The 16,930-nt window shown below is 70.7% G+C and carries 16 protein-coding genes; 9 read left to right on the top strand and 7 right to left on the bottom strand.

All coding sequences use genetic code 11. The annotated features are described in order from the left end of the window. Positions 1–10: 10 nt before the first annotated feature. Together ACFQU4_RS15230 and ACFQU4_RS15225 are read right to left on the bottom strand one after the other, a co-directional pair. Positions 11–1,639 carry an extracellular solute-binding protein gene (locus ACFQU4_RS15230; protein WP_377493253.1) on the bottom strand — a complete coding sequence of 543 codons (1,629 nt, stop codon included), beginning with the start codon at positions 1,637–1,639 and terminating at the stop codon, positions 11–13. Between the two features lie 93 nt (positions 1,640–1,732). Continuing rightward, positions 1,733–2,824: a hypothetical protein gene (locus tag ACFQU4_RS15225; RefSeq protein WP_377493251.1), complete on the bottom strand. Its 1,092-nt coding sequence runs from the start codon at positions 2,822–2,824 to the stop codon at positions 1,733–1,735. Positions 2,825–3,043: 219 nt separating this feature from the next. Here ACFQU4_RS15225 and ACFQU4_RS15220 point away from each other — a divergent pair, with 219 nt between their 5' ends. The 4 genes from ACFQU4_RS15220 to ACFQU4_RS15205 all read left to right on the top strand — a co-directional run bounded on the left by ACFQU4_RS15220 (position 3,044) and on the right by ACFQU4_RS15205 (position 6,506). Continuing rightward, positions 3,044–3,955: a transketolase gene (locus tag ACFQU4_RS15220; protein ID WP_377493249.1), complete on the top strand. Its 912-nt coding sequence runs from the start codon at positions 3,044–3,046 to the stop codon at positions 3,953–3,955. Continuing rightward, positions 3,952–4,905, top strand: a complete 954-nt coding sequence (locus ACFQU4_RS15215) for a transketolase family protein (protein WP_377493247.1) — start codon at positions 3,952–3,954, stop codon at positions 4,903–4,905. The genes ACFQU4_RS15220 and ACFQU4_RS15215 overlap by 4 nt, the downstream gene beginning before the upstream one ends. Then, positions 4,898–5,698: an SDR family NAD(P)-dependent oxidoreductase gene (locus tag ACFQU4_RS15210; RefSeq protein ID WP_377493245.1), complete on the top strand. Its 801-nt coding sequence runs from the start codon at positions 4,898–4,900 to the stop codon at positions 5,696–5,698. The genes ACFQU4_RS15215 and ACFQU4_RS15210 overlap by 8 nt, the downstream gene beginning before the upstream one ends. Before the next feature lie 220 nt (positions 5,699–5,918). Next, complete coding sequence (locus ACFQU4_RS15205) at positions 5,919–6,506, top strand: anthrone oxygenase family protein (protein ID WP_377493243.1); 588 nt, start codon at positions 5,919–5,921, stop codon at positions 6,504–6,506. A gap of 5 nt (positions 6,507–6,511) precedes the next feature. Here ACFQU4_RS15205 and ACFQU4_RS15200 read toward each other — a convergent pair whose 3' ends face one another. Further along, a complete protein-coding gene (locus ACFQU4_RS15200) occupies positions 6,512–6,760 on the bottom strand; it encodes a DUF2630 family protein (protein WP_377493241.1) in 249 nt (82 codons plus the stop codon). A gap of 53 nt (positions 6,761–6,813) precedes the next feature. Between ACFQU4_RS15200 and ACFQU4_RS15195 the strand changes: the two genes are divergently transcribed. Beyond that, positions 6,814–7,812, top strand: coding sequence for a sugar-binding transcriptional regulator (locus ACFQU4_RS15195; protein WP_377493239.1), 999 nt, complete (start codon positions 6,814–6,816; stop codon positions 7,810–7,812). Further along, positions 7,809–8,645, top strand: coding sequence for a spermidine synthase (locus ACFQU4_RS15190; protein ID WP_377493237.1), 837 nt, complete (start codon positions 7,809–7,811; stop codon positions 8,643–8,645). The genes ACFQU4_RS15195 and ACFQU4_RS15190 overlap by 4 nt, the downstream gene beginning before the upstream one ends. Here the strand turns inward: ACFQU4_RS15190 and ACFQU4_RS15185 are convergent. Then, a complete protein-coding gene (locus ACFQU4_RS15185) occupies positions 8,638–9,000 on the bottom strand; it encodes a hypothetical protein (RefSeq protein WP_377493235.1) in 363 nt (120 codons plus the stop codon). The genes ACFQU4_RS15190 and ACFQU4_RS15185 overlap by 8 nt on opposite strands. A gap of 40 nt (positions 9,001–9,040) precedes the next feature. Between ACFQU4_RS15185 and ACFQU4_RS15180 the strand changes: the two genes are divergently transcribed. Further along, positions 9,041–12,166, top strand: a complete 3,126-nt coding sequence (locus tag ACFQU4_RS15180; RefSeq protein ID WP_377493233.1) for a BTAD domain-containing putative transcriptional regulator — start codon at positions 9,041–9,043, stop codon at positions 12,164–12,166. Positions 12,167–12,277: 111 nt separating this feature from the next. Next, positions 12,278–13,579, top strand: a complete 1,302-nt coding sequence (locus ACFQU4_RS15175; RefSeq protein ID WP_377493231.1) for a glycosyl hydrolase family 28-related protein — start codon at positions 12,278–12,280, stop codon at positions 13,577–13,579. Positions 13,580–13,656: 77 nt separating this feature from the next. On the opposite strand, the gene ACFQU4_RS15170 is transcribed toward ACFQU4_RS15175, so the two are convergent. Continuing rightward, on the bottom strand, positions 13,657–14,106 hold the full coding sequence (locus tag ACFQU4_RS15170) for a MarR family winged helix-turn-helix transcriptional regulator (protein ID WP_377493229.1): 450 nt from the start codon (positions 14,104–14,106) through the stop codon (positions 13,657–13,659). Between the two features lie 84 nt (positions 14,107–14,190). Here ACFQU4_RS15170 and ACFQU4_RS15165 point away from each other — a divergent pair, with 84 nt between their 5' ends. Continuing rightward, complete coding sequence (locus ACFQU4_RS15165) at positions 14,191–15,063, top strand: NmrA family NAD(P)-binding protein (protein ID WP_377493227.1); 873 nt, start codon at positions 14,191–14,193, stop codon at positions 15,061–15,063. A 15-nt stretch (positions 15,064–15,078) separates the two neighbouring features. On the opposite strand, the gene ACFQU4_RS15160 is transcribed toward ACFQU4_RS15165, so the two are convergent. Both ACFQU4_RS15160 and ACFQU4_RS15155 read right to left on the bottom strand, forming a co-directional pair. Continuing rightward, entirely contained in the window at positions 15,079–15,894 is an 816-nt protein-coding gene (locus ACFQU4_RS15160) for an ABC transporter permease (protein WP_377493225.1), read from the bottom strand. After that, the gene (locus ACFQU4_RS15155) at positions 15,891–16,889 is read right to left on the bottom strand and encodes an ATP-binding cassette domain-containing protein (RefSeq protein WP_377493222.1); all 999 of its coding nucleotides are present in this window, start codon (positions 16,887–16,889) and stop codon (positions 15,891–15,893) included. Before ACFQU4_RS15155 ends, ACFQU4_RS15160 begins: the two co-directional genes overlap by 4 nt. Positions 16,890–16,930 lie beyond the last annotated feature (41 nt).

The following is a 16,930-nucleotide window of genomic DNA, read 5'->3' as shown; positions in this document are numbered from 1 at the left end:
GGACGGCTCCTCAGCGCGAGGCCTGGTAGGCGGCGTACAACTCTTCGGCGATCTTGTCGCCTCCGTCGGACTTCCACTTCTTGACCGCCTCCGACCAGGCCGACAGCGGCTTGCGGCCCTGGATGATGTCGTCGGTCACGTTGCCGATGGCCTCGCCGAGCTGGGTTCCCTTGCGGTTCTCGGTCTCGGAGTACAGCCCGTCGACAGGATTGCGTACGGCGTCCGGGCAGCTCTCCTTCATCGCCTCGAAGCAGGCCTCGGAGCTGCCGGCCCGGTCGGGCAGGAAGATCGCCCACGGTGCGTCGGCCTGGTAACCCAGCGACAGCTGCGTCTCGCTGAACCCCTTGTCGGTCAGGACCGGGTTGCCGTCGACCGTCTCGTAGTGAACGCCCTCGAGGCCGAACCGGCGGAACAGGTATTCGCTGGTCCCGAACGGCGTCGCCAGCGAGTTCAGGTACGCCAGCAGGGTCTCGACGCGTCCCTCGGCCTTCGTGCTGATCGCCGTGACGGAGAAGGTCGGGCCGCCCAGCCAGGGGCGGCCGGGGCCGGAGCCGTCATGGGCCGGGGTCGGGACCACCGCGAGCTCGGCCGAGTCGTCCATCGCCTGCAGGAATCCCGGCCACCCGCTGAAGGTGCCGTAGACCAGCGGGCCGGTGCCGCTGCCGAACCGGGTCTTCAGGTCCTGGTTCTGGCCGGTGAACGCGTCCGGGTGCACGTAGCCCGACTTCCACAGCTTGGTCAGCAGCGCCAGGGCGTCCTCCTGGGCCGGATGCTCCAGGTGGCTGACCAGCTTGCCGCCCTCCTCGCTCCAACTGTTCGGGATGGCGAACATGGTGCGGACGAACAGGGTCGGCACGTTGGCCAGCGCGAACCGGTTCTTCGTCGGGTCGGTGATCCCCTTACAGAGTTCGACGAACTCGGCCGCGCTCTTCACGTCGGTCGAGAGGCCCTGCTGGTCCAGGAGGTCCTTCCGGGCGTACATCACCTGGGTGCTGATCGCGCCGCGCGGGACCGGGATCCCGTAGACCTTGCCGTCGAAGATCGCCGAGTTCCAGCTGGTCTCGGGGAGGTTGGCCAGGAACGGGTACTTCTTGATCTTGTCGCCGGCCAGGTACGGGGTCAGGTCGACCGCCTTGGCCGCCAGCATCTGCGGCTTCTGCGGGACGTTGCCGATCATGAAAAGCTCGCCGAGCCGGTCGCCCGCGACCGCGGTGGCGAACCGCTTGCTGTAGTCGACCGACGGCGTCAGATCGAGTTCCAGCGGCGAACCGGTCCGCTCGTTGAACTCCTGCCAGAAAGCGTTCTGGGACAGCTTCGGCGGGATCGGCGTATTGGTGAACGTCATCACCTTGATCGGCTTGCCGTCGCCCGGCGGCTCGGTGATCGCCTGGACCGGGTCGGCCGGGTAGCGCAGGAAGGCGTCGGGAATGTCGTACGGCTCGCCGGCCAGATCGGGCTCGACGCCCGCGTAGCGGACATAGGCCGGCCGGACCTTCGACCGGGACTCGGCGTCGTTGGCCCCGGACGCGCCGCCGCGGCCCTCGTTGGAGCAGCCGGCCACCACCCCGGACAACCCGGCCGCAAGGCCGGCGCCGAGCAGCGCCCGTCGCGACAGGGACGGGGAATCGAGCAGCGTCATGATCATCAACCTCTCGGGTGTCCCAGGCTCGTCCGTGAGACCTGTTCAGCTCGAGGGTCGCAACCGCGCCCTTAATTTGTCAAGGGCATGCGGTTAATTGTCGTCGGGGTGCCGGACGGCGCGGAGGACGCCGAGGGCGAGGAGGGTGATCATGGGATTGGCCTCCTGCGGTGCGCCCCAGTCGGGCGCCGCGTGCGGGGCCCGGTTGTCCGGCGACTTCCCCCACTGCGCATCGGCCGCCCACCGTCCGTCCGGGCGCCGCTTGCGGACCAGCCGCTCCAGTCCGTCGGCGGCGCGCGGGTCGGCGATCCGTCCGGTCCGGGCGAGGAAGCGGAGCACCGACAGCAGGTCGTAGTGCCAGGTCGACGGATAGCTGAGCTTCACCCAGCGCGAGTTGATCACCTGGCCGGCCGGCGGTGGTTTGGGCCGCCAGCGGCTCGGGGTCCCGCCGCCGAGGCTGTAGACCAGCCGGTGCTCGAGGAACAGTTCGGTGGCCCGGTCGACGGCGTCGGTCGCGGCACGGTCGCCCATCGCGGTGGTGTACTCGTACAGACCCCAGGCCGGCAACAACGTCTCGTCGAAACTGGACCGGCGGCCGGAGGCGTTGCGGTGGCAGTTCCAGCCGCCGTCCGGCCACTGCCAGGCCAGCAGAGCCTCGGCCATCCGGTGGGTACGGGGATCGTCGGCCAACCCGGCCCAGCAGGCGATCCGCAGCACCGAGCCTTCGCCGCCGGCGCAGACCCGCGGCAGTCCGTTGATCATGGTCGGGCCACGTCGATGCCGGGGCAGGTCGACGGCGTGGTCGAGCACGTACTCGACGGCGGCGGTGACCCGCGGATCGTCGGTCGGCGCGGCCAGATCGATCAGGCTGGTCAGTCGCCAGAGCGTGGTCGACCAGCGACGACTCGGGCTCCGCCTTCTGGTCTCGACCATGATCAAGTTCTCCGGGCTGCGGCTGGAGCCCTGATAGCGGCCGACCCGGGTGACGTCCGGCCCGAGGGCGCCGTCCGGCTGCTGTTCGGCGAGCAGGGCCGAGGCCCTGGGCCCGGTCAGGGCGGCGCCCGCATCCTCGTCGCCCGGGTTGTCCAGCAGTTCGCGGCGGGCCCGGACACGGATCCCCGGTTCGTCCGACTGCAGCAGCCAGTCCATCGCCCGGTCGTCCGGCGTCGCGGCCCGTTCGGTCATGCCACCTCATCCTGGCATCCGTACCGGACGCCTGCTGTCCTGTTCGCCCGGGCCCCCGGAGGCCCTTCTGCGCAGCCGCGACCGCTCCTCCCATCCGCGACTGCTGCAACGGTCGCGTACGGGTGCATCGGTCGCGGCTGCTGCCGGCCGAGGGTTGACCGAGCCTGCGCCGGCGGGGGATGATGGCGAACGTGGGCGACTCGTCAGTAGTGAATAGATATGTCAACGCTTGAGTACGACGCCGCGGCGGCGCGGGACTGGGCCGATCGGTGCCACCGGGTGCGGACCGGTGACGCGGAGCAGCGTCGGCAGGTGCTCGCTGCCGCAGCGACGCTGACCAGGCGGCGGGTGGTCGAGATGATCGCGGCGGCCGGGGCCGGGCACATCGGCGGCGACTTCTCGGTGACCGACCTGCTCACCGTGCTGTTCAACGGCGTGCTGCGGATCGATCCCGCACGGCCGGACCGGCAGGATCGCGATCACTTCGTGCTGAGCAAGGGCCACTGTGCCGCGGCGCTGTACGCGACGCTCGCCGCATCCGGCTACTTCCCGCCGTCCGAGCTGACGACGTTCATGGCGCCGCTCAGTCCGCTGAACGGCCACCCCAACCGGACCAAGGTGCCCGGGGTGGAGACCAACACCGGCCCGCTCGGTCACGGGCTGCCGGTGGGGCTCGGCACCGCGCTCGGTGCCCGGCTGGCTGGCCGCGACTCGCGGGTGGTCGTCGTCCTCGGCGACGGCGAACTCCAGGAGGGCAGCAACTGGGAGGCGCTGATGTCGGCCAGTCACCACCGGCTGGCCAATCTCATGATCATCGTCGACCGGAACCGGCTGCAGCAGGGCGCCCGGACCGAGGAGACCAACCGGCTGGATCCGCTGGACCAGCGGCTGGCCGCCTTCGGCTGCGAGGTGCGGACCGTCGACGGTCATGATCATCTCGCCCTGCTCGACACCCTGAGCTCGGCCGGGACCGATCGGCCGGTCGCGGTGATCGCGAACACCGTGAAGGGCAAGGGGGTGTCGTTCATCGAGGACCGGGTGGAGTGGCACCACAAGGTGCCGAGCGCGGAGCAGGTGGAGTTGGCCCTGGCCGAGTTGATCATCGACGAGCCGGCGGGGGTGGCCTCATGATCACGGCCGCTCCGGCGTACGACAACCGGACCGCGTTCGCCGAGACCTTGATCGAACTGGCCGAGCAGGATTCCCGGATCGTCGCGGTCTGCAACGATTCGGTCGGCTCCAGCAGCCTGACCGGGTTCCGGGACCGCTTCCCCGATCGGCTGATCAACGTCGGCATCGCCGAGCAGAACCTGGTCGGCGTCGGCGCCGGGCTCGCCAACGCCGGGATGATCCCGTTCGTCTGCGCGGCCTCGCCGTTCCTCACCGGCCGGTCCCTGGAACAGATCAAGGCCGATGTCGCCTACAGCGCGCAGAACGTGATCTTGTGCGGGATGAGTCCCGGCCTCGCGTACGGCGAGCTGGGCCCGACCCACCACTCCCCGGAGGACCTGTCCTGGCTGCGCGCGCTGCCGGGCCTCGACCTGGTCGTCCCGGCCGATCGCCGGCAGACCGCCGAGGCGATCCGCCAGGCCGCCGCCCACCCCCGGCCGACGTTCATCCGGGTCGGCCGGTTCGCGGTGCCGGACGTGACACCGGACGGCGTGGCGCTCGAGCGGGGCCGGTTCCAGCAGTTGCGGGACGGCACCGACGTGACCTTGATCGGCATCGGCACGCTGGTGTCCCGGGCCGTGGCGGCCGCCGAGATCCTCGCCACGGAAGGGATCGCGGCCCGGGTGCTGAACGCCGCCTACCTTGCGCCGCTGGACGTCGCGGCGATCGAGGCTGCGGCCGGCGAGACCCGCGGCATCGTCACCGCGGAGGAGGCCAACCTGGCCGGCGGGCTCGGTGCCGCGGTCGCGGCCGAGGTGGTCCGGCTGGACCGCCCACGCCGGGTCCCGGTCCGGATGCTGGGGCTGCGCGAATTCGCGCCGACCGGCAGCACGTCGTTCCTGCTCGACCATTTCGGACTCACCGCCGACGGCCTGGCCGCGGCGGCACGGGAGGTGCTCGACCATGGCTGAGGCCGGTCTGTTCCACGGCCACTTCACCGGACGGACCGTGGTCGTCACCGGTGCCGCGCGAGGCATCGGCCTCGGCATCGCGACCGCCTTCGCCGGCGCCGGCGCCGACGTGATCATGGTCGACCGGGACGATCAGGTCCACCGGGCGGCCGAGGACGGCCGGGCCGCCGGGCTCCGGCTGACCGCGGTGCCGGCCGACGTGACCTCCGAGGCCGAGGTGGCCGCCGTGTTCGATCGGGTGGCCGAGCTGACCGGGCGGGTCGACGTCTTGATCAACAACGCCGGCGTGATCACGATCAACGAGCTCGAGCACACCAGCCTGGACGACTTCAACCGGGTCCTCGCGGTGAACACCACCGCCGCCTTCCTGACCGCCCGCGCGGCGCTGCCGCTGCTCCGCCAGGGTGACGGCGGAGTGATCTTGAACGCCGCCTCCGGTCAGGCCCGGCAGGGCTTCATCTACACACCGGCGTACGCGGCCAGCAAGTTCGGCATCGTCGGGATGAGCCAGTCGCTGGCCAAGGAACTGGCGTCGGCCAACATCCGGGTCAACTGCTACTGCCCGGGCATCGTCCGGACCGAGATGTGGGCCTACAACGACCGCGAGTGGGGCCGCCGGCTCGGCGACTACCGCCCGGGCGAACTGATCGAGGAGTGGATCGACGACATCCCGCTCGGCCGGCCGGCCGAGGTCGCCGACGTCGCCAACCTGCTCCTCTTCCTCGCCTCCGACGCCGCGGTGTACATCACCGGCCAGGCGATCAACATCGACGGCGGCATGTTCATGAATTAATCCGCTGACTCGGCACAAAAGCAGGCGTTTTGGCGGCGTGTCGCTGCGGTTGTGCCCAGTCGGTCCGAGAGATCGCGGCAGCCCGGATGGAGGGTCGACGGGCGAGGCTCGATCTGGTCGGCCCCTCGACGGGCTCAGGGCGCGAAGGGGAGACGGAGGGATATGGGGGAGAGCCGCTCGAACATGGTGGGCCGCGGAGTCCGCCGGTTGACTGAACGGCATGACGTCCCCGTACTCGGCTCCTCACTTCCCGCCCGCGACCGGCCCGGTCTCGCGGATGACCGCGGCGGACCGGCTGCGGGCGGCCGTCCTGCTGGCGGCGACGCTGGCCATGGGACTCGTCGCGGCGGTCTACCTGCACTGGTCGGAGACGATCATGCCGGCGTTGGCCGGGACCGACGACCGGACGTTCGTGATCGTGGAGCAGCGGCTGGACAGCGCGATCTTCGGGCCGTTCTTCATGGGCTTCGGTATCGCGGGATCGCTGCTGCTGACCGGCATCGCCTGGGCCGCGCTGGCCGGGACCCGGCGGCGGCACCTCTGGCCCTGGCTGATCACCGCGCTGGTGCTCGACCTGGTCGGGATCATGATCACGATGGCGGCCAACGAGCCGCTCAACCAGGCGATCCGGTACGCCGGCGATCCGCACCAGCTGGCCGATCCGGGTGCGGTACGGGCCGCGTTCCAGGAACAGACCTGGACCGTCCTCAACCACGTCCGCGCGGTCGGCACCGTGCTGGCCACCGGCTGCCTGGGCTGGGCGCTGGTCCTGTTCGGCCGCAGTACGGCGCCGGCTCAACCCCGATAGGCAGTTCAGCCCCGGTAGTCCTCGACCACCCTGGCCGGGCGTACCTCGGCGGCGTTCGGATCCTGGCCGAACTCGCGCAGGGCCCGGCGCTGGCGGAGCAGGTCCCAGCACTGGTCCAGCTCGACCTCGATCGCCTTCAGCCGCTGCCGCTCGTCGTCGGAGTCGGTCCGTTCGTGAACGCGCCGGTCCCGGAGCTCGCGCTCCTCACCGACCAGCGCATCGATGTGTTCGATGATCGACTTCTCGTTCGACACCAGGCACCTCCGGCCGGATTGCAGGCTTACGGTGCCACGTTACGCTGAGCAGCATGCTCGATCGCCCCGCGACCCCGCGTACCCGGTTGAGCACCGACCGGCTCGCGCTGCTGACCAAGATCGCGCGGATGTACCACGAGCAGGGGGTGCGCCAGCCGGAGATCGCGCACCGGCTCAGCATGTCGCAGTCCCGGGTGTCCCGGTTCCTCAAGGAGGCGGCCCAGCTCGGCATCGTCCGGACCGTCGTGGTGGCGCCGTCCGGCGTGCACACCGACCTCGAGGACGAACTGCGGCAGCGGTACGGACTGACCGACGTGGTGATCGCCGACTACGACGGCGACGCGGAATCGACCCTGTTGCTGGCGCTCGGCGCGGCCGGCGCGGCCTACCTGGAGACCACGCTCACCGGTTCGGACCGGATCGGGATCAGCTCCTGGTCGGCCACCCTGCTGGCGACCGCCGAGGCGATGCGGCCGAGCACGATCTCGACCGCGACCGACGTGGTCCAGGTGCTCGGGGGCGTCGGCGACCCGCGGGTCCAGGTCAACGCGACCCGGCTCACCGACCAGTTCGCCCGGGTCACCGGCGCCGCACCGAAGTTCCTCGCGGCGCCCGGCATCGTGCAGTCCCGGACCGTCCGGGACGCGCTGATGCAGGACCCGTTCATCGCCGAACTGACCCGGGAGTGGGACGCCCTGACCGTACTGCTGGCCGGCATCGGCAGCCTCAGCCCGTCGCCGCTGCTCCGCGAATCCGGCAACGCGGTCCCCGACGCCGAGCTGGCCGCGCTGCGGACCGCCGGCGCGGTCGGCGACATCTGCCTGCGCTTCTTCGACGCCCAGGGCACCTTGATCACCACCCCGCTGAACGAACGGGTGGTCGGCATCGGCAGTGATCAACTTCGCCGGGTGCCGCGGGTGATCGGCATCGCCGGCGGCGAACGCAAGGTGGACGCCATCCAGGCCGCCGCGGCGGGCGGCTGGATCGACGTGTTGATCACCGATCTCGGCACCGCGCGCAAGATCGTCGAGCGGGACCCCCAGGACTCATGACCGAACTCGAACTGCGCCCCGGTCCCGGCGGCGTGCGGCTGATCCGCGACCTCGCCTACGCGCGCGCCTACACGCTGCGGGTGGGCTTCACCGACCAGTCGTACGTCGACCTGGACGACCCGCACCGGCTCGAATTCGACTACGTGCAACGGATCGCGGACGCAGTCGACGCGCACGCCGTGCCCGGCCGCCGGCTCCGAGTGGTGCACGTCGGCGGCGCGGCGATGACTCTGCCCCGCTACGTCGCGGTGACCCGGCCGACCTCGGCCCAGCTCGTCTTCGAGCCGGACGCCGAACTCACCGCGTTCGTCCGGCAGCACCTGCCGCTGGACAAGCGGAGCGGGATCAAGGTGCGGCCGGAGGACGGCCGGGCCGGGCTGGCCGGTCTGCGCGACGAGTACGCCGATCTGATCATCGTCGACGCCTTCGTCGGAGCCCGGGTGCCGGCCGCCCTCGGCACCGCGGAGTTCTTCGCCGACGCAGCCCGGGTGCTGGCCGAGGACGGTACGGTCATGATCAACATCACCGACCGGGCGCCGCTCGGGTACGCCCGCCGGGTGCTGGCCGGGTTGCGCGCCGCCTTCGCCGACACCGTGTTCGTCGCCGAGTCCGCGACGCTCAAGGGCCGCCGGTTCGGCAACATCCTGATCATGGGCTCGGCGGTGCCGCTGCCGGTGAACCGGCTGGCCGAACGGGCCGGCAGCGCCGCGTTCCCGTACCGGGTCGTGCACGGAGCCCGGCTGGACCAGCTGGCCGGCGCGGCCGAGCCGTACACCGACGCCGATGCAGAGGAGTCGCCGGCCCCGCCCGACGGGCTGAGCCACTTCAGCTGAGCTGGCGCTCCACCTCGCGCAGCGCCTCGACGACGAACTCGGCCCGGCTCCGGCCCATCGACGCCGAGTACGAGTTCCGGGTGCCCTTCCAGGCAGCACCGAGCATCGACGAGCCGAGGATGATCAACTGGACCCGGCGCGAGTCGTCGTCCTCCCGGACGAAGATCTGGATGCACCAGCGGATCACCAGGTTCTTGCCGGAGGCGTACGCCCCGTAGACGTCCGGCTGTCCCTCGGCGATCTCGATCGGCCCGAAGCCGGCATCGGGATCGGCCGTCTTGATCGCGCGCCGGAACACCTTCGCGATCTGATCAACGGTCAGACTCGTGTCGACTTCGAGGCTCTCGTACGCCATCGGCCAACCGTACCGTCGAGTCCCTCCTATGCTGGCACCCGTGCAGTACGCCCTGACCGTCCTCGACGGTGTCCGCTGGCAGGGCGAACCCGTACCCGGGACCCGGCCGCAGACGCTGTTGGCCGCGCTGGCCAGGGCCGACGGCAGTCCGGTCGGCGATGCCCGGCTGATCGAGGAGGTCTGGGGCGACGATCCGCCGGCCGATCCGACGAAGGCGCTGCAGGTGCTGGTGTCGCGGACCCGGGCGGCCTGCTCGGCGGAGTTGATCACCCGGACCCAGACCGGCTATCGGCTGGCCGCGGGCACCGAGGTGGACGCGCGCGCCCTGGCCGGGGCGGTCCCACTGACCCGGGCTGCACTGGAATCGGGCGCGACGGCGGAGGCCCGGCGGCTGGCCGAGCAGGCGCTCGACATCCCGGTGGCGGCGCCGGATCCGACCCTGCCCGAGCCGATCACCGAACTGCGCACGGCCGGGCACCGGCACCGGGCGGCGCTGACCACGCTGCTCGGTCTGGCCCAGAGCCGCAGCGGTGATCATCCGGCCGCGCTGGCCACGCTGACCCCCTTGATCGACAGCGGCCCGGTCGACGAGTCCGTCCTCGCCGCCCTGTTGCGCAGCGAGGCCGCCGTGCGCGGCCCGGCCGCCGCACTGGAGCGGTACGAGGACCATCGGCGCGACCTGGCCGCGCGGACCGGCACCGACCCGGGCCCGGAGCTGCAGCGGGTCCAGGCCCACCTGCTGGCGCTGGACCGGCCGGTCCGGGCCGGAGTCCAGTTCGAACCGGACCAGCTGATCGGCCGGGCAGCGGACACCCGGGCCGTCGCCGGGTTGATCACGTCGGCCCGGGTGGTGTCGATCGTTGGGCCCGGTGGGCTCGGCAAGACCAGGCTGGCCCATGCCGTCGGCCGGGCGGCGCCGCAGCCGATCGTGCACCTGGTCGAGCTGGTCGGCATCACCGGCGACGACGAAGTGATCACCGAGGTCGCGTCCGCGCTCGGGGTCCGTGACTCGGTGGCGTCGCGGCGGGCGCTGACCCCGGAGCAGCGGGCCGACCTGAGGTCCCGGCTGGCCCAGAAGCTGTCCAGCGCGCCGACGCTGTTGATCATCGACAACTGCGAGCACGTGATCGACGGCGTGGCCCGGCTGGTCGCGCCGCTGGTGGCGAACCTGCCCGAGCTGACCGTACTCACCACCTCGCGGGCACCACTGGGCCTCGCGGCCGAACGGACCTATCCGTTGCCACAGCTCAGCCGGGCCGACGCCGTCGCCCTGTTCCGCCGGCGGGCGACAGCGGCCCGGCCGGACGCGGTCCTGGACGATGATCAGATCGGCACCCTGGTCGACCGGCTGGACGGGCTGCCGCTGGCCGTCGAACTGGCCGCCGCCCGGATCAGGGTGATGTCGGTCGCGGAGATCACCGAGCGGCTGACCGACCGGTTCGGGCTGTTGCGCAGCAGGGATCCCGCCGCGCCGGACCGGCACCGCACCTTGGAGGCGGTGATCGACTGGTCGGCGAACCTGCTCGACCAGGACGGCCGCGCCGCCCTCCGCCGGCTGGCCGCGTTCCGGGACGGCTTCGGCCTGGCCGGTGCCGCGGCGGTCATCGGCGCCGACCCGGTCCGGGTGCTGGAGGAGCTCGCCGACCAGTCCTTGATCACGGTCGAGGAGGGCACCACGGTCCGCTACCGGATGCTGGAGACGGTCCGCGAGTACGGGCTGCTGCAGCAGCGTCGGCTGGGCGAGACCGCCGAGGTGGATCGCTCCGTCCGGCGCTGGGCGGTCGACCTGTGCCGCCAGCAGTACGGGTCGCTGCACGGAGTCGACCAGTACGCCACCGTCGACCGCCTGGCGATCGAGGAGGGCAACCTCAACGAGGCGCTGCGGCAGGCCGTCACGGACGTCGATACCGACGCGATCGTCGCGATCATGGCCACGATGGGCGGCTTCTGGTGGATCGTCGGTGATCATCAGCGGATCGTCGGCCTGGTCTCCGGCGTCGAGCGGGCGCTGGACGGGTACGACCCGCCCGATGATCTTGCCGACGCCACCCGCGCCGCGATCGTCACCGTCCTGGTCAACACGGTGATCTACTACGGCGAGAACGCGATCGACGTCGGGCTCGCCCTGCTGCAGCGGCTCGGGCCGGGTACCGACGACCCGCGGATCGCGGCCCTGACCCGCACCATGCTGATGCTCGGCGACGACGACACCCTGCAGGCGCGGATCGACCGGCTGGGCGAGGTGACCCGGTCCGACGACCGCGACCTGGCGCTGCAGGCCAGCCAGTGGCTGATGCACCTGGCCGAGAACGAGGGAGCCCCGCGGGAGGCGATCGCGGCCGGGGAACGGGGCCTCGAGCTCTGCCGGCCGGCCGACGGGCCGTGGATCCGGGCCGTGCTGCTCAACGGACTGTCCGAACTGCACCTGCAGCTCGGCGACTGGCGAACCGGCGAACGGTACGCGGCCGAGGCGTTCCCGATCATGGAACGTCTGCACGCCACCGACGACGCGGCCCACATGCAGGGCCTGCTCGCGCTGACCTCGATCTGGGCCGGGCGGCTGGACCGGGCCGAGGAACAGATCGAACGGCTGCGGGCCCGCCAGGTCCGGACCTACCTGAACGGCGGCGACACGGTGCTGGCCACGCTGGACGCCGAACTCGCCTTCGCCCGCGGCGAGATCGCCGCCGGCCTCCAGGAGTACCGCGACGCGCTGCCCCGGATGCGCGAGTTCCGGCTGCCCGATTCCCTGGTCTCCGAACACGCGCCGTGGCTGCTGTTCACCGAGTCCGCGGCGCTCTGCGCCTTCCACCGGTTCGGTGCACCCGACGACGCCGAGCAGCTGTACCGGGTGCTGGTCGGCAAGCTGGACAGCTATCTCGGTCCGGATGCGCCGTTCACCGACTTCCCGATCGTCGGCACCGTCGTGTTCGCCCTCGGCGCCTGGCTGTCCGCGAGCCGTCCGGATCAGGCGGTCCGGCTGCTGGCGTACGCGAAGGCCTTCACGGTCGTCCGTACGCTCCCGTCGACCGGAGCCGAGCTCGTCCTGGCCGCCATCGAGGAGGCCTGTCCGGGCGAGCTTGATCGCGTCGGTGGAGAGCTGGCCGGCCGGTTGCCGCGGGACCTCCGAGACGAGGTCCGAGCCGTGGTCAAGGAACTCCTCTGACCGGTCCAGACCGGATTCTTGACTGGCTGGATTCCGCGCCACTACGGTCCCGATAAATCGATTCAATTGATCGGTTCACGATGTTGGCCCGACCCCACTGGAAGGACGAGGATGTCCGATTCGATCAGCCGCAAGCATTTTCTCGGTCTTGGCGCCGTCGGCGCTGCGCTCGGGACCGCGGCCATCGTCGCCGCCGCCGGACCGGCGCACGCCGAGACGGCCGGCGACTGGCAGAACGTCAAGGACTTCGGAGCGACCGGCGACGGCCAGACCAACGACGCCCCGGCGATCCAGCAGGCGATCGATCAGGCCGGCAAGCTGAGCGCGATCTTCTTCCCGCCCGGCACCTACCGCTGCGACCGGACGATCACCAGCTCGGCGCGTTCGATCTCGATCATCGGTGCCGGCATCGGCGTCTCGCGGGTGATCTTCACCGCGGCCGGCCATGGCTTCGACCTCGCCCTCAACAGCGACGAGGCGACCCGGGACTTCGACTACCTGAACGTCCGTGATCTCTCGGTCCTGACTCGAAGCCCGGACGGCCAGAGCGCGATCCGCGGCGTCTGGAGCAACCCGACCGGGCAATACCCGCACTGCAACATCAGGAACGTCGAATTCGATCATGACCTGTCCGGCACCGTCGGGAACTGGGCCACCGGCATCGACCTGCAGGACGCCTGGAAGACGATCATCGACACGATCAACTACCGGAGCAACGGCCAGGGTGTCGGGATCGAGCTGCGGGGCCGCTGCGTGGACAGCCTGATCACCAACCCGCACCTGTCGAACGTCGGCGTGGGCATCCGGATCGGGGCCCTGAACGAGGGCATCGTGATCTACAACGCCGTGGTCGTCGGCGGCAAGATCGGCGTCCAGACGCTGGTCGGCGACAACGGCCGGAAGGGGCCCTGGACCACCGTCCGGGACAGTCACTTCAACACCGCGGTGACCGGCGTCGAGCTCCGCGGCACCAGCGACTCGTGGGTCTGCGACAGCCTGATCTACAAGCTGGCCGGCAGCAGCGAGGACTGGGTCGGGGTCCGGGTGATCGACTGCAACAACAGCAGGATCACCGGCAACCAGCTGTTCGACACGTCAGGCCTGGCGGACCGCGAGGTGCCGATCGAGGTCCGCGACAGCAACCTGATCACCCTGCTGCACAACCAGGCGAACTCGTGCAAGAACGGCTTCGAGCTCCACAACTCGGTCGCCTGCACGGTCTCCCACAACGTCGGGCGGAACACGGGCGCGTCCAGCGGCGGCGTGGTCCATCTCGCCGCAACCACCCGAGGGTGCGTGGCGCACTCGAACCTCAGCCAGGTCGACTCCGGTACGGCTCCGCCGCCGGTGCAGAACCTCGGCAGCAACAACCACGTCGCCGACAACCACTCCTACGTCGGCGGACTGGCCTGAACAAGCCACATCGTTCCCTGAGCCTGTCGAAGGGCAGGCCACATCTGCCCTGGCCCTTCGACAGGCTCAGGGCGCGTCTACTCGACGGTGGGTAGCCGGCGGAGCAGCTTGCCCAGGACCCGGCGGAGGTCGGCGACGTCGGTGTCAGTCAGCCGGTCGTCGAAGAGTTCCTGCCGGGCCTGGTGGATCGGCTTCAGGCCGGTCCGGGTGGCGCGGGCGCCGGCCGGAGTGAGTACCGCGTAGACGATCCGCCGGTTGTCCGGATCGGTCTCCCGCCGGACCCAGCCCTCCCGCTCCAGCCGGGCCACCAGCCGGGTCGCCCCGCTCGGCGTGATCATGGCCCGCTCGGCCAGGTCGGACATGGTCATCCGTCGGTCGACGTCGTTGGCCAGCTGCCACAGGACATCGTGCTCGGTCGCCGACATGCCGGCGTGTTCGGTGACCCGGCGGCTCAGTTCCGAGCGCAGTCGCGAGGTCGCCTGCTGCAGCTCGAGCCAGGCCAGCTCCCGGTCCGGCTGCTCTCTCATGATCGGCATCGTAGACCGGGAATATCAGTTGCTCAGTCAATGTTTGCTCAGACAAGTGTTTCTGAGACAAGAGAGAAGACGATCATGAGCCATCCCCGTACCGTCCTGGTCACCGGCGCCACCGGCAACCAGGGTGGCGCCGTCGCCCGCGAACTGTTGCGCCGCGGCCACTCCGTTCGGGCCCTGACCCGGCGGCCGGATTCGCCTGCCGCGACGGCGCTGGCCGGCCTCGGCGCCGAACTCCGGCAGGGCGATTTCGACGACCCGGCCTCGCTGGCCGCGGCCGCCCGCGGCGCCGACGCCGCCTATGTCATGGGTACGCCGTTCGAGGCCGATCCGGAGACCGAGACGCGGCAGTCGATCGCCGCCGTCGACGCGATCGGTTCGGCCGGCGTGCCCCACCTGGTCTACGCCTCGGTCGCCAGCGCGCTGGACGGCACCGGCATCCCGCACTTCGAGAGCAAGGCCGCCGTCGAGCGGCATCTGACGGGCGGCCCGGTTCCGCACACGGTGGTCGCGCCGGCCGCGTTCCTCGGCGATCTGACCACCTCCTGGTACCAGGAGAGTCTCCGGGCGGGGACGTACGCCTTCGCGCTGCCGGCCGACGTTGCGCTGCAGCAGCTCGTGCTGGCCGACCTGGCCGCGTTCGCGGCGCTGGTGATCGAGGATCCCGAGCGGTTCGCCGGCCGGCGGATCGAACTCGCCTCGGTCGAGGCCACCGGCGACCAGGTCGTGCAACGGCTCTCGGCCGCCCTGGGCCGGCCGATCACGTACCAGGAGATCCCGGAGGAGGCGATCGCGGATCAGCTGGGTGACGACGGGTTGCGGATGATCAGGTTCTTCCGCAACGGCGGCTACACCGTTGATCTTGCGACGCTCCACCGGGACTACCCGGAGGTCGGCTGGCACGATCTGGACGCCTGGATCGGCGGCCATGACCTGAGCCTGGTCGGCTGAGCCGGCCGGTCGTGATCAGAGCTTCCGCTTGTAGGACCAGACCGACAGCGGGGCGAAGATCGCGATCACCACGGCGAAGCCGATCAGGGCGAACAACACCTCGATCGTCACCGCACCGGAGTTCGCAAGATCACGAGCGGCCGACACGATGTGCGAGACCGGGTTCAGGTTGACGAACCACTGCAGCCAGACCGGCAGCGTCTCCACCGGGACGAAGGCGTTGGACAGGAACGTCAGCGGGAACATGATCATCATCGAGATGCCCTGCACCGCCTGGGCGGAACGGGCCACGGTGCCGACGAAGGTGAACGCCCAGGCCAGCGACCAGCTGCCGATGATCACCAGCAGGATGGCGGCCAGCACCCCGCCGACGCCGCCGCCGGGCCGGTAGCCCATGGCGATGCCGACGGCGAAGGTGAGGGTGGAGGCGATGGCGTACCGGACCAGGTCGGCCACCATCGGGCCGGCGAGCGGAGCGATCCGAGCGATCGGCAGCGACTTGAAGCGGTCGAACACCCCCTTCTCCATGTCCTCGCGGAGCTGCACGCCGGTCGCCATGCAGGCGGTCAGAGCGGTCTGGGCGAGGATGCCGGGGATCAGCAGCGGCAGGTAGGACTGCACGTCGCCGGAGATCGCGCCGCCGAAGATGAACGCGAACATCGCGGTGAACAGCAGCGGCTGGATGGTCACGTCGAAGAACTGCTCCGGGTTGCGGCGCATCCGCTTCAACGCGCGCCAGGCCATGGTCAGCGTCTGGCTGACCGTGTCGGCCGGGTCGAGGTGGGCCCGGGGCGGCGTGATCGTCGCCGCGGGCAGGTCAAGGGTGGTCATCGTGCCAGCTCCAGGAGTTCGTCGGTGTCGTCGGGCTCGGCGGCGGTCGCCTCGTGCCCGGTGATGGCGAGGAAGACCTCGTCCAGGGTGGGTTTCTGTACGGAGACGGAGGTGATCGAGACGCCCGCGTCGCGCAGCGCGATCAAGATCGTCGCCGCCCGGTCGGCGTCCGGCAGCGCCACGTTCACGGCGCCGACCTCCGGGGTGAGGACGGGTTCGGCACCGGTGGTCCGGGTGATCACCGGCACCGCGGTGTCGAGGTCGGCCGGGTCGGTCAGCCGCAGCTGCAGGGTCGAGTTGCCGACCGAGGACTTGAGTTCGTCCGGGGTGCCCTGGGCGACCTTCACGCCGCGGTCGATCACCGCGATCCGGTCGGCCAGCTGGTCGGCCTCGTCCAGGTACTGCGTGGTCAGCAGCAGCGTGCAGCCGCTCGCCACCAGCTCCCGGATCGTGTCCCACATCTGGCCGCGGGTCCGCGGGTCGAGGCCGGTGGTCGGCTCGTCGAGGAAGATCAACGGCGGCCGGGTGATCAGGCTGGCGGCCAGGTCGAGCCGGCGCCGCATGCCGCCGGAGAACTGGTCCAGCGGGCGGTTCGCGGCCTCGGTCAGCCCGAACTGTTCGAGCAGCCGGTCCGCGATCTTGCGCGCCTCGGCGGACCCGATCCGCTGCAGCCGGGCGAACATCCAGAGGTTCTCCCGGCCGGTCAGCTTCTCGTCGACCGAGGCGTACTGGCCGGTGACGCCGAGCAGCTGGCGGACCTGGTGGGCTTGCCGGCGGACGTCGTACCCGAAGATCTCGGCCTGACCGGCGTCGATCTTGAGCAGGGTGGCGAGCATCCGCAGCACGGTGGTCTTGCCGGCGCCGTTCGGTCCGAGGACGCCGAAGATCTCCCCGGGGTGAACCGCCAGGTCGATCCCGTCCACGGCGCGATTGCTGCCGAAGACCTTGACCAGACCCTCGGCGTTCACGGCGAGTGACGGAGCAGAAGTGTTCATGCCGACGATGCTCGGCCGGTCCGGTTTCACGGCGGCATCAG

This window comes from Microlunatus sp. GCM10028923, from assembly GCF_042666975.1.
Lineage (GTDB): Bacteria > Actinomycetota > Actinomycetes > Propionibacteriales > Propionibacteriaceae > Microlunatus.
This window is presented reverse-complemented; position numbering and strand designations above follow the sequence as displayed.

Coding starts and splice junctions, on each gene's coding strand:
- ACFQU4_RS15170 (WP_377493229.1), bottom strand. CDS start 14,106: ATGAGAGAGCAGCCGGACCGGGAGCTGGCCTGGCTCGAGCTGCAGCAG.
- ACFQU4_RS15230 (WP_377493253.1), bottom strand. CDS start 1,639: ATGACGCTGCTCGATTCCCCGTCCCTGTCGCGACGGGCGCTGCTCGGC.
- ACFQU4_RS15215 (WP_377493247.1), top strand. CDS start 3,952: ATGATCACGGCCGCTCCGGCGTACGACAACCGGACCGCGTTCGCCGAG.
- ACFQU4_RS15160 (WP_377493225.1), bottom strand. CDS start 15,894: ATGACCACCCTTGACCTGCCCGCGGCGACGATCACGCCGCCCCGGGCC.
- ACFQU4_RS15155 (WP_377493222.1), bottom strand. CDS start 16,889: ATGAACACTTCTGCTCCGTCACTCGCCGTGAACGCCGAGGGTCTGGTC.
- ACFQU4_RS15195 (WP_377493239.1), top strand. CDS start 6,814: ATGCTCGATCGCCCCGCGACCCCGCGTACCCGGTTGAGCACCGACCGG.
- ACFQU4_RS15210 (WP_377493245.1), top strand. CDS start 4,898: ATGGCTGAGGCCGGTCTGTTCCACGGCCACTTCACCGGACGGACCGTG.
- ACFQU4_RS15190 (WP_377493237.1), top strand. CDS start 7,809: ATGACCGAACTCGAACTGCGCCCCGGTCCCGGCGGCGTGCGGCTGATC.
- ACFQU4_RS15205 (WP_377493243.1), top strand. CDS start 5,919: ATGACGTCCCCGTACTCGGCTCCTCACTTCCCGCCCGCGACCGGCCCG.
- ACFQU4_RS15185 (WP_377493235.1), bottom strand. CDS start 9,000: ATGGCGTACGAGAGCCTCGAAGTCGACACGAGTCTGACCGTTGATCAG.
- ACFQU4_RS15225 (WP_377493251.1), bottom strand. CDS start 2,824: ATGACCGAACGGGCCGCGACGCCGGACGACCGGGCGATGGACTGGCTG.
- ACFQU4_RS15220 (WP_377493249.1), top strand. CDS start 3,044: ATGTCAACGCTTGAGTACGACGCCGCGGCGGCGCGGGACTGGGCCGAT.
- ACFQU4_RS15165 (WP_377493227.1), top strand. CDS start 14,191: ATGAGCCATCCCCGTACCGTCCTGGTCACCGGCGCCACCGGCAACCAG.
- ACFQU4_RS15175 (WP_377493231.1), top strand. CDS start 12,278: ATGTCCGATTCGATCAGCCGCAAGCATTTTCTCGGTCTTGGCGCCGTC.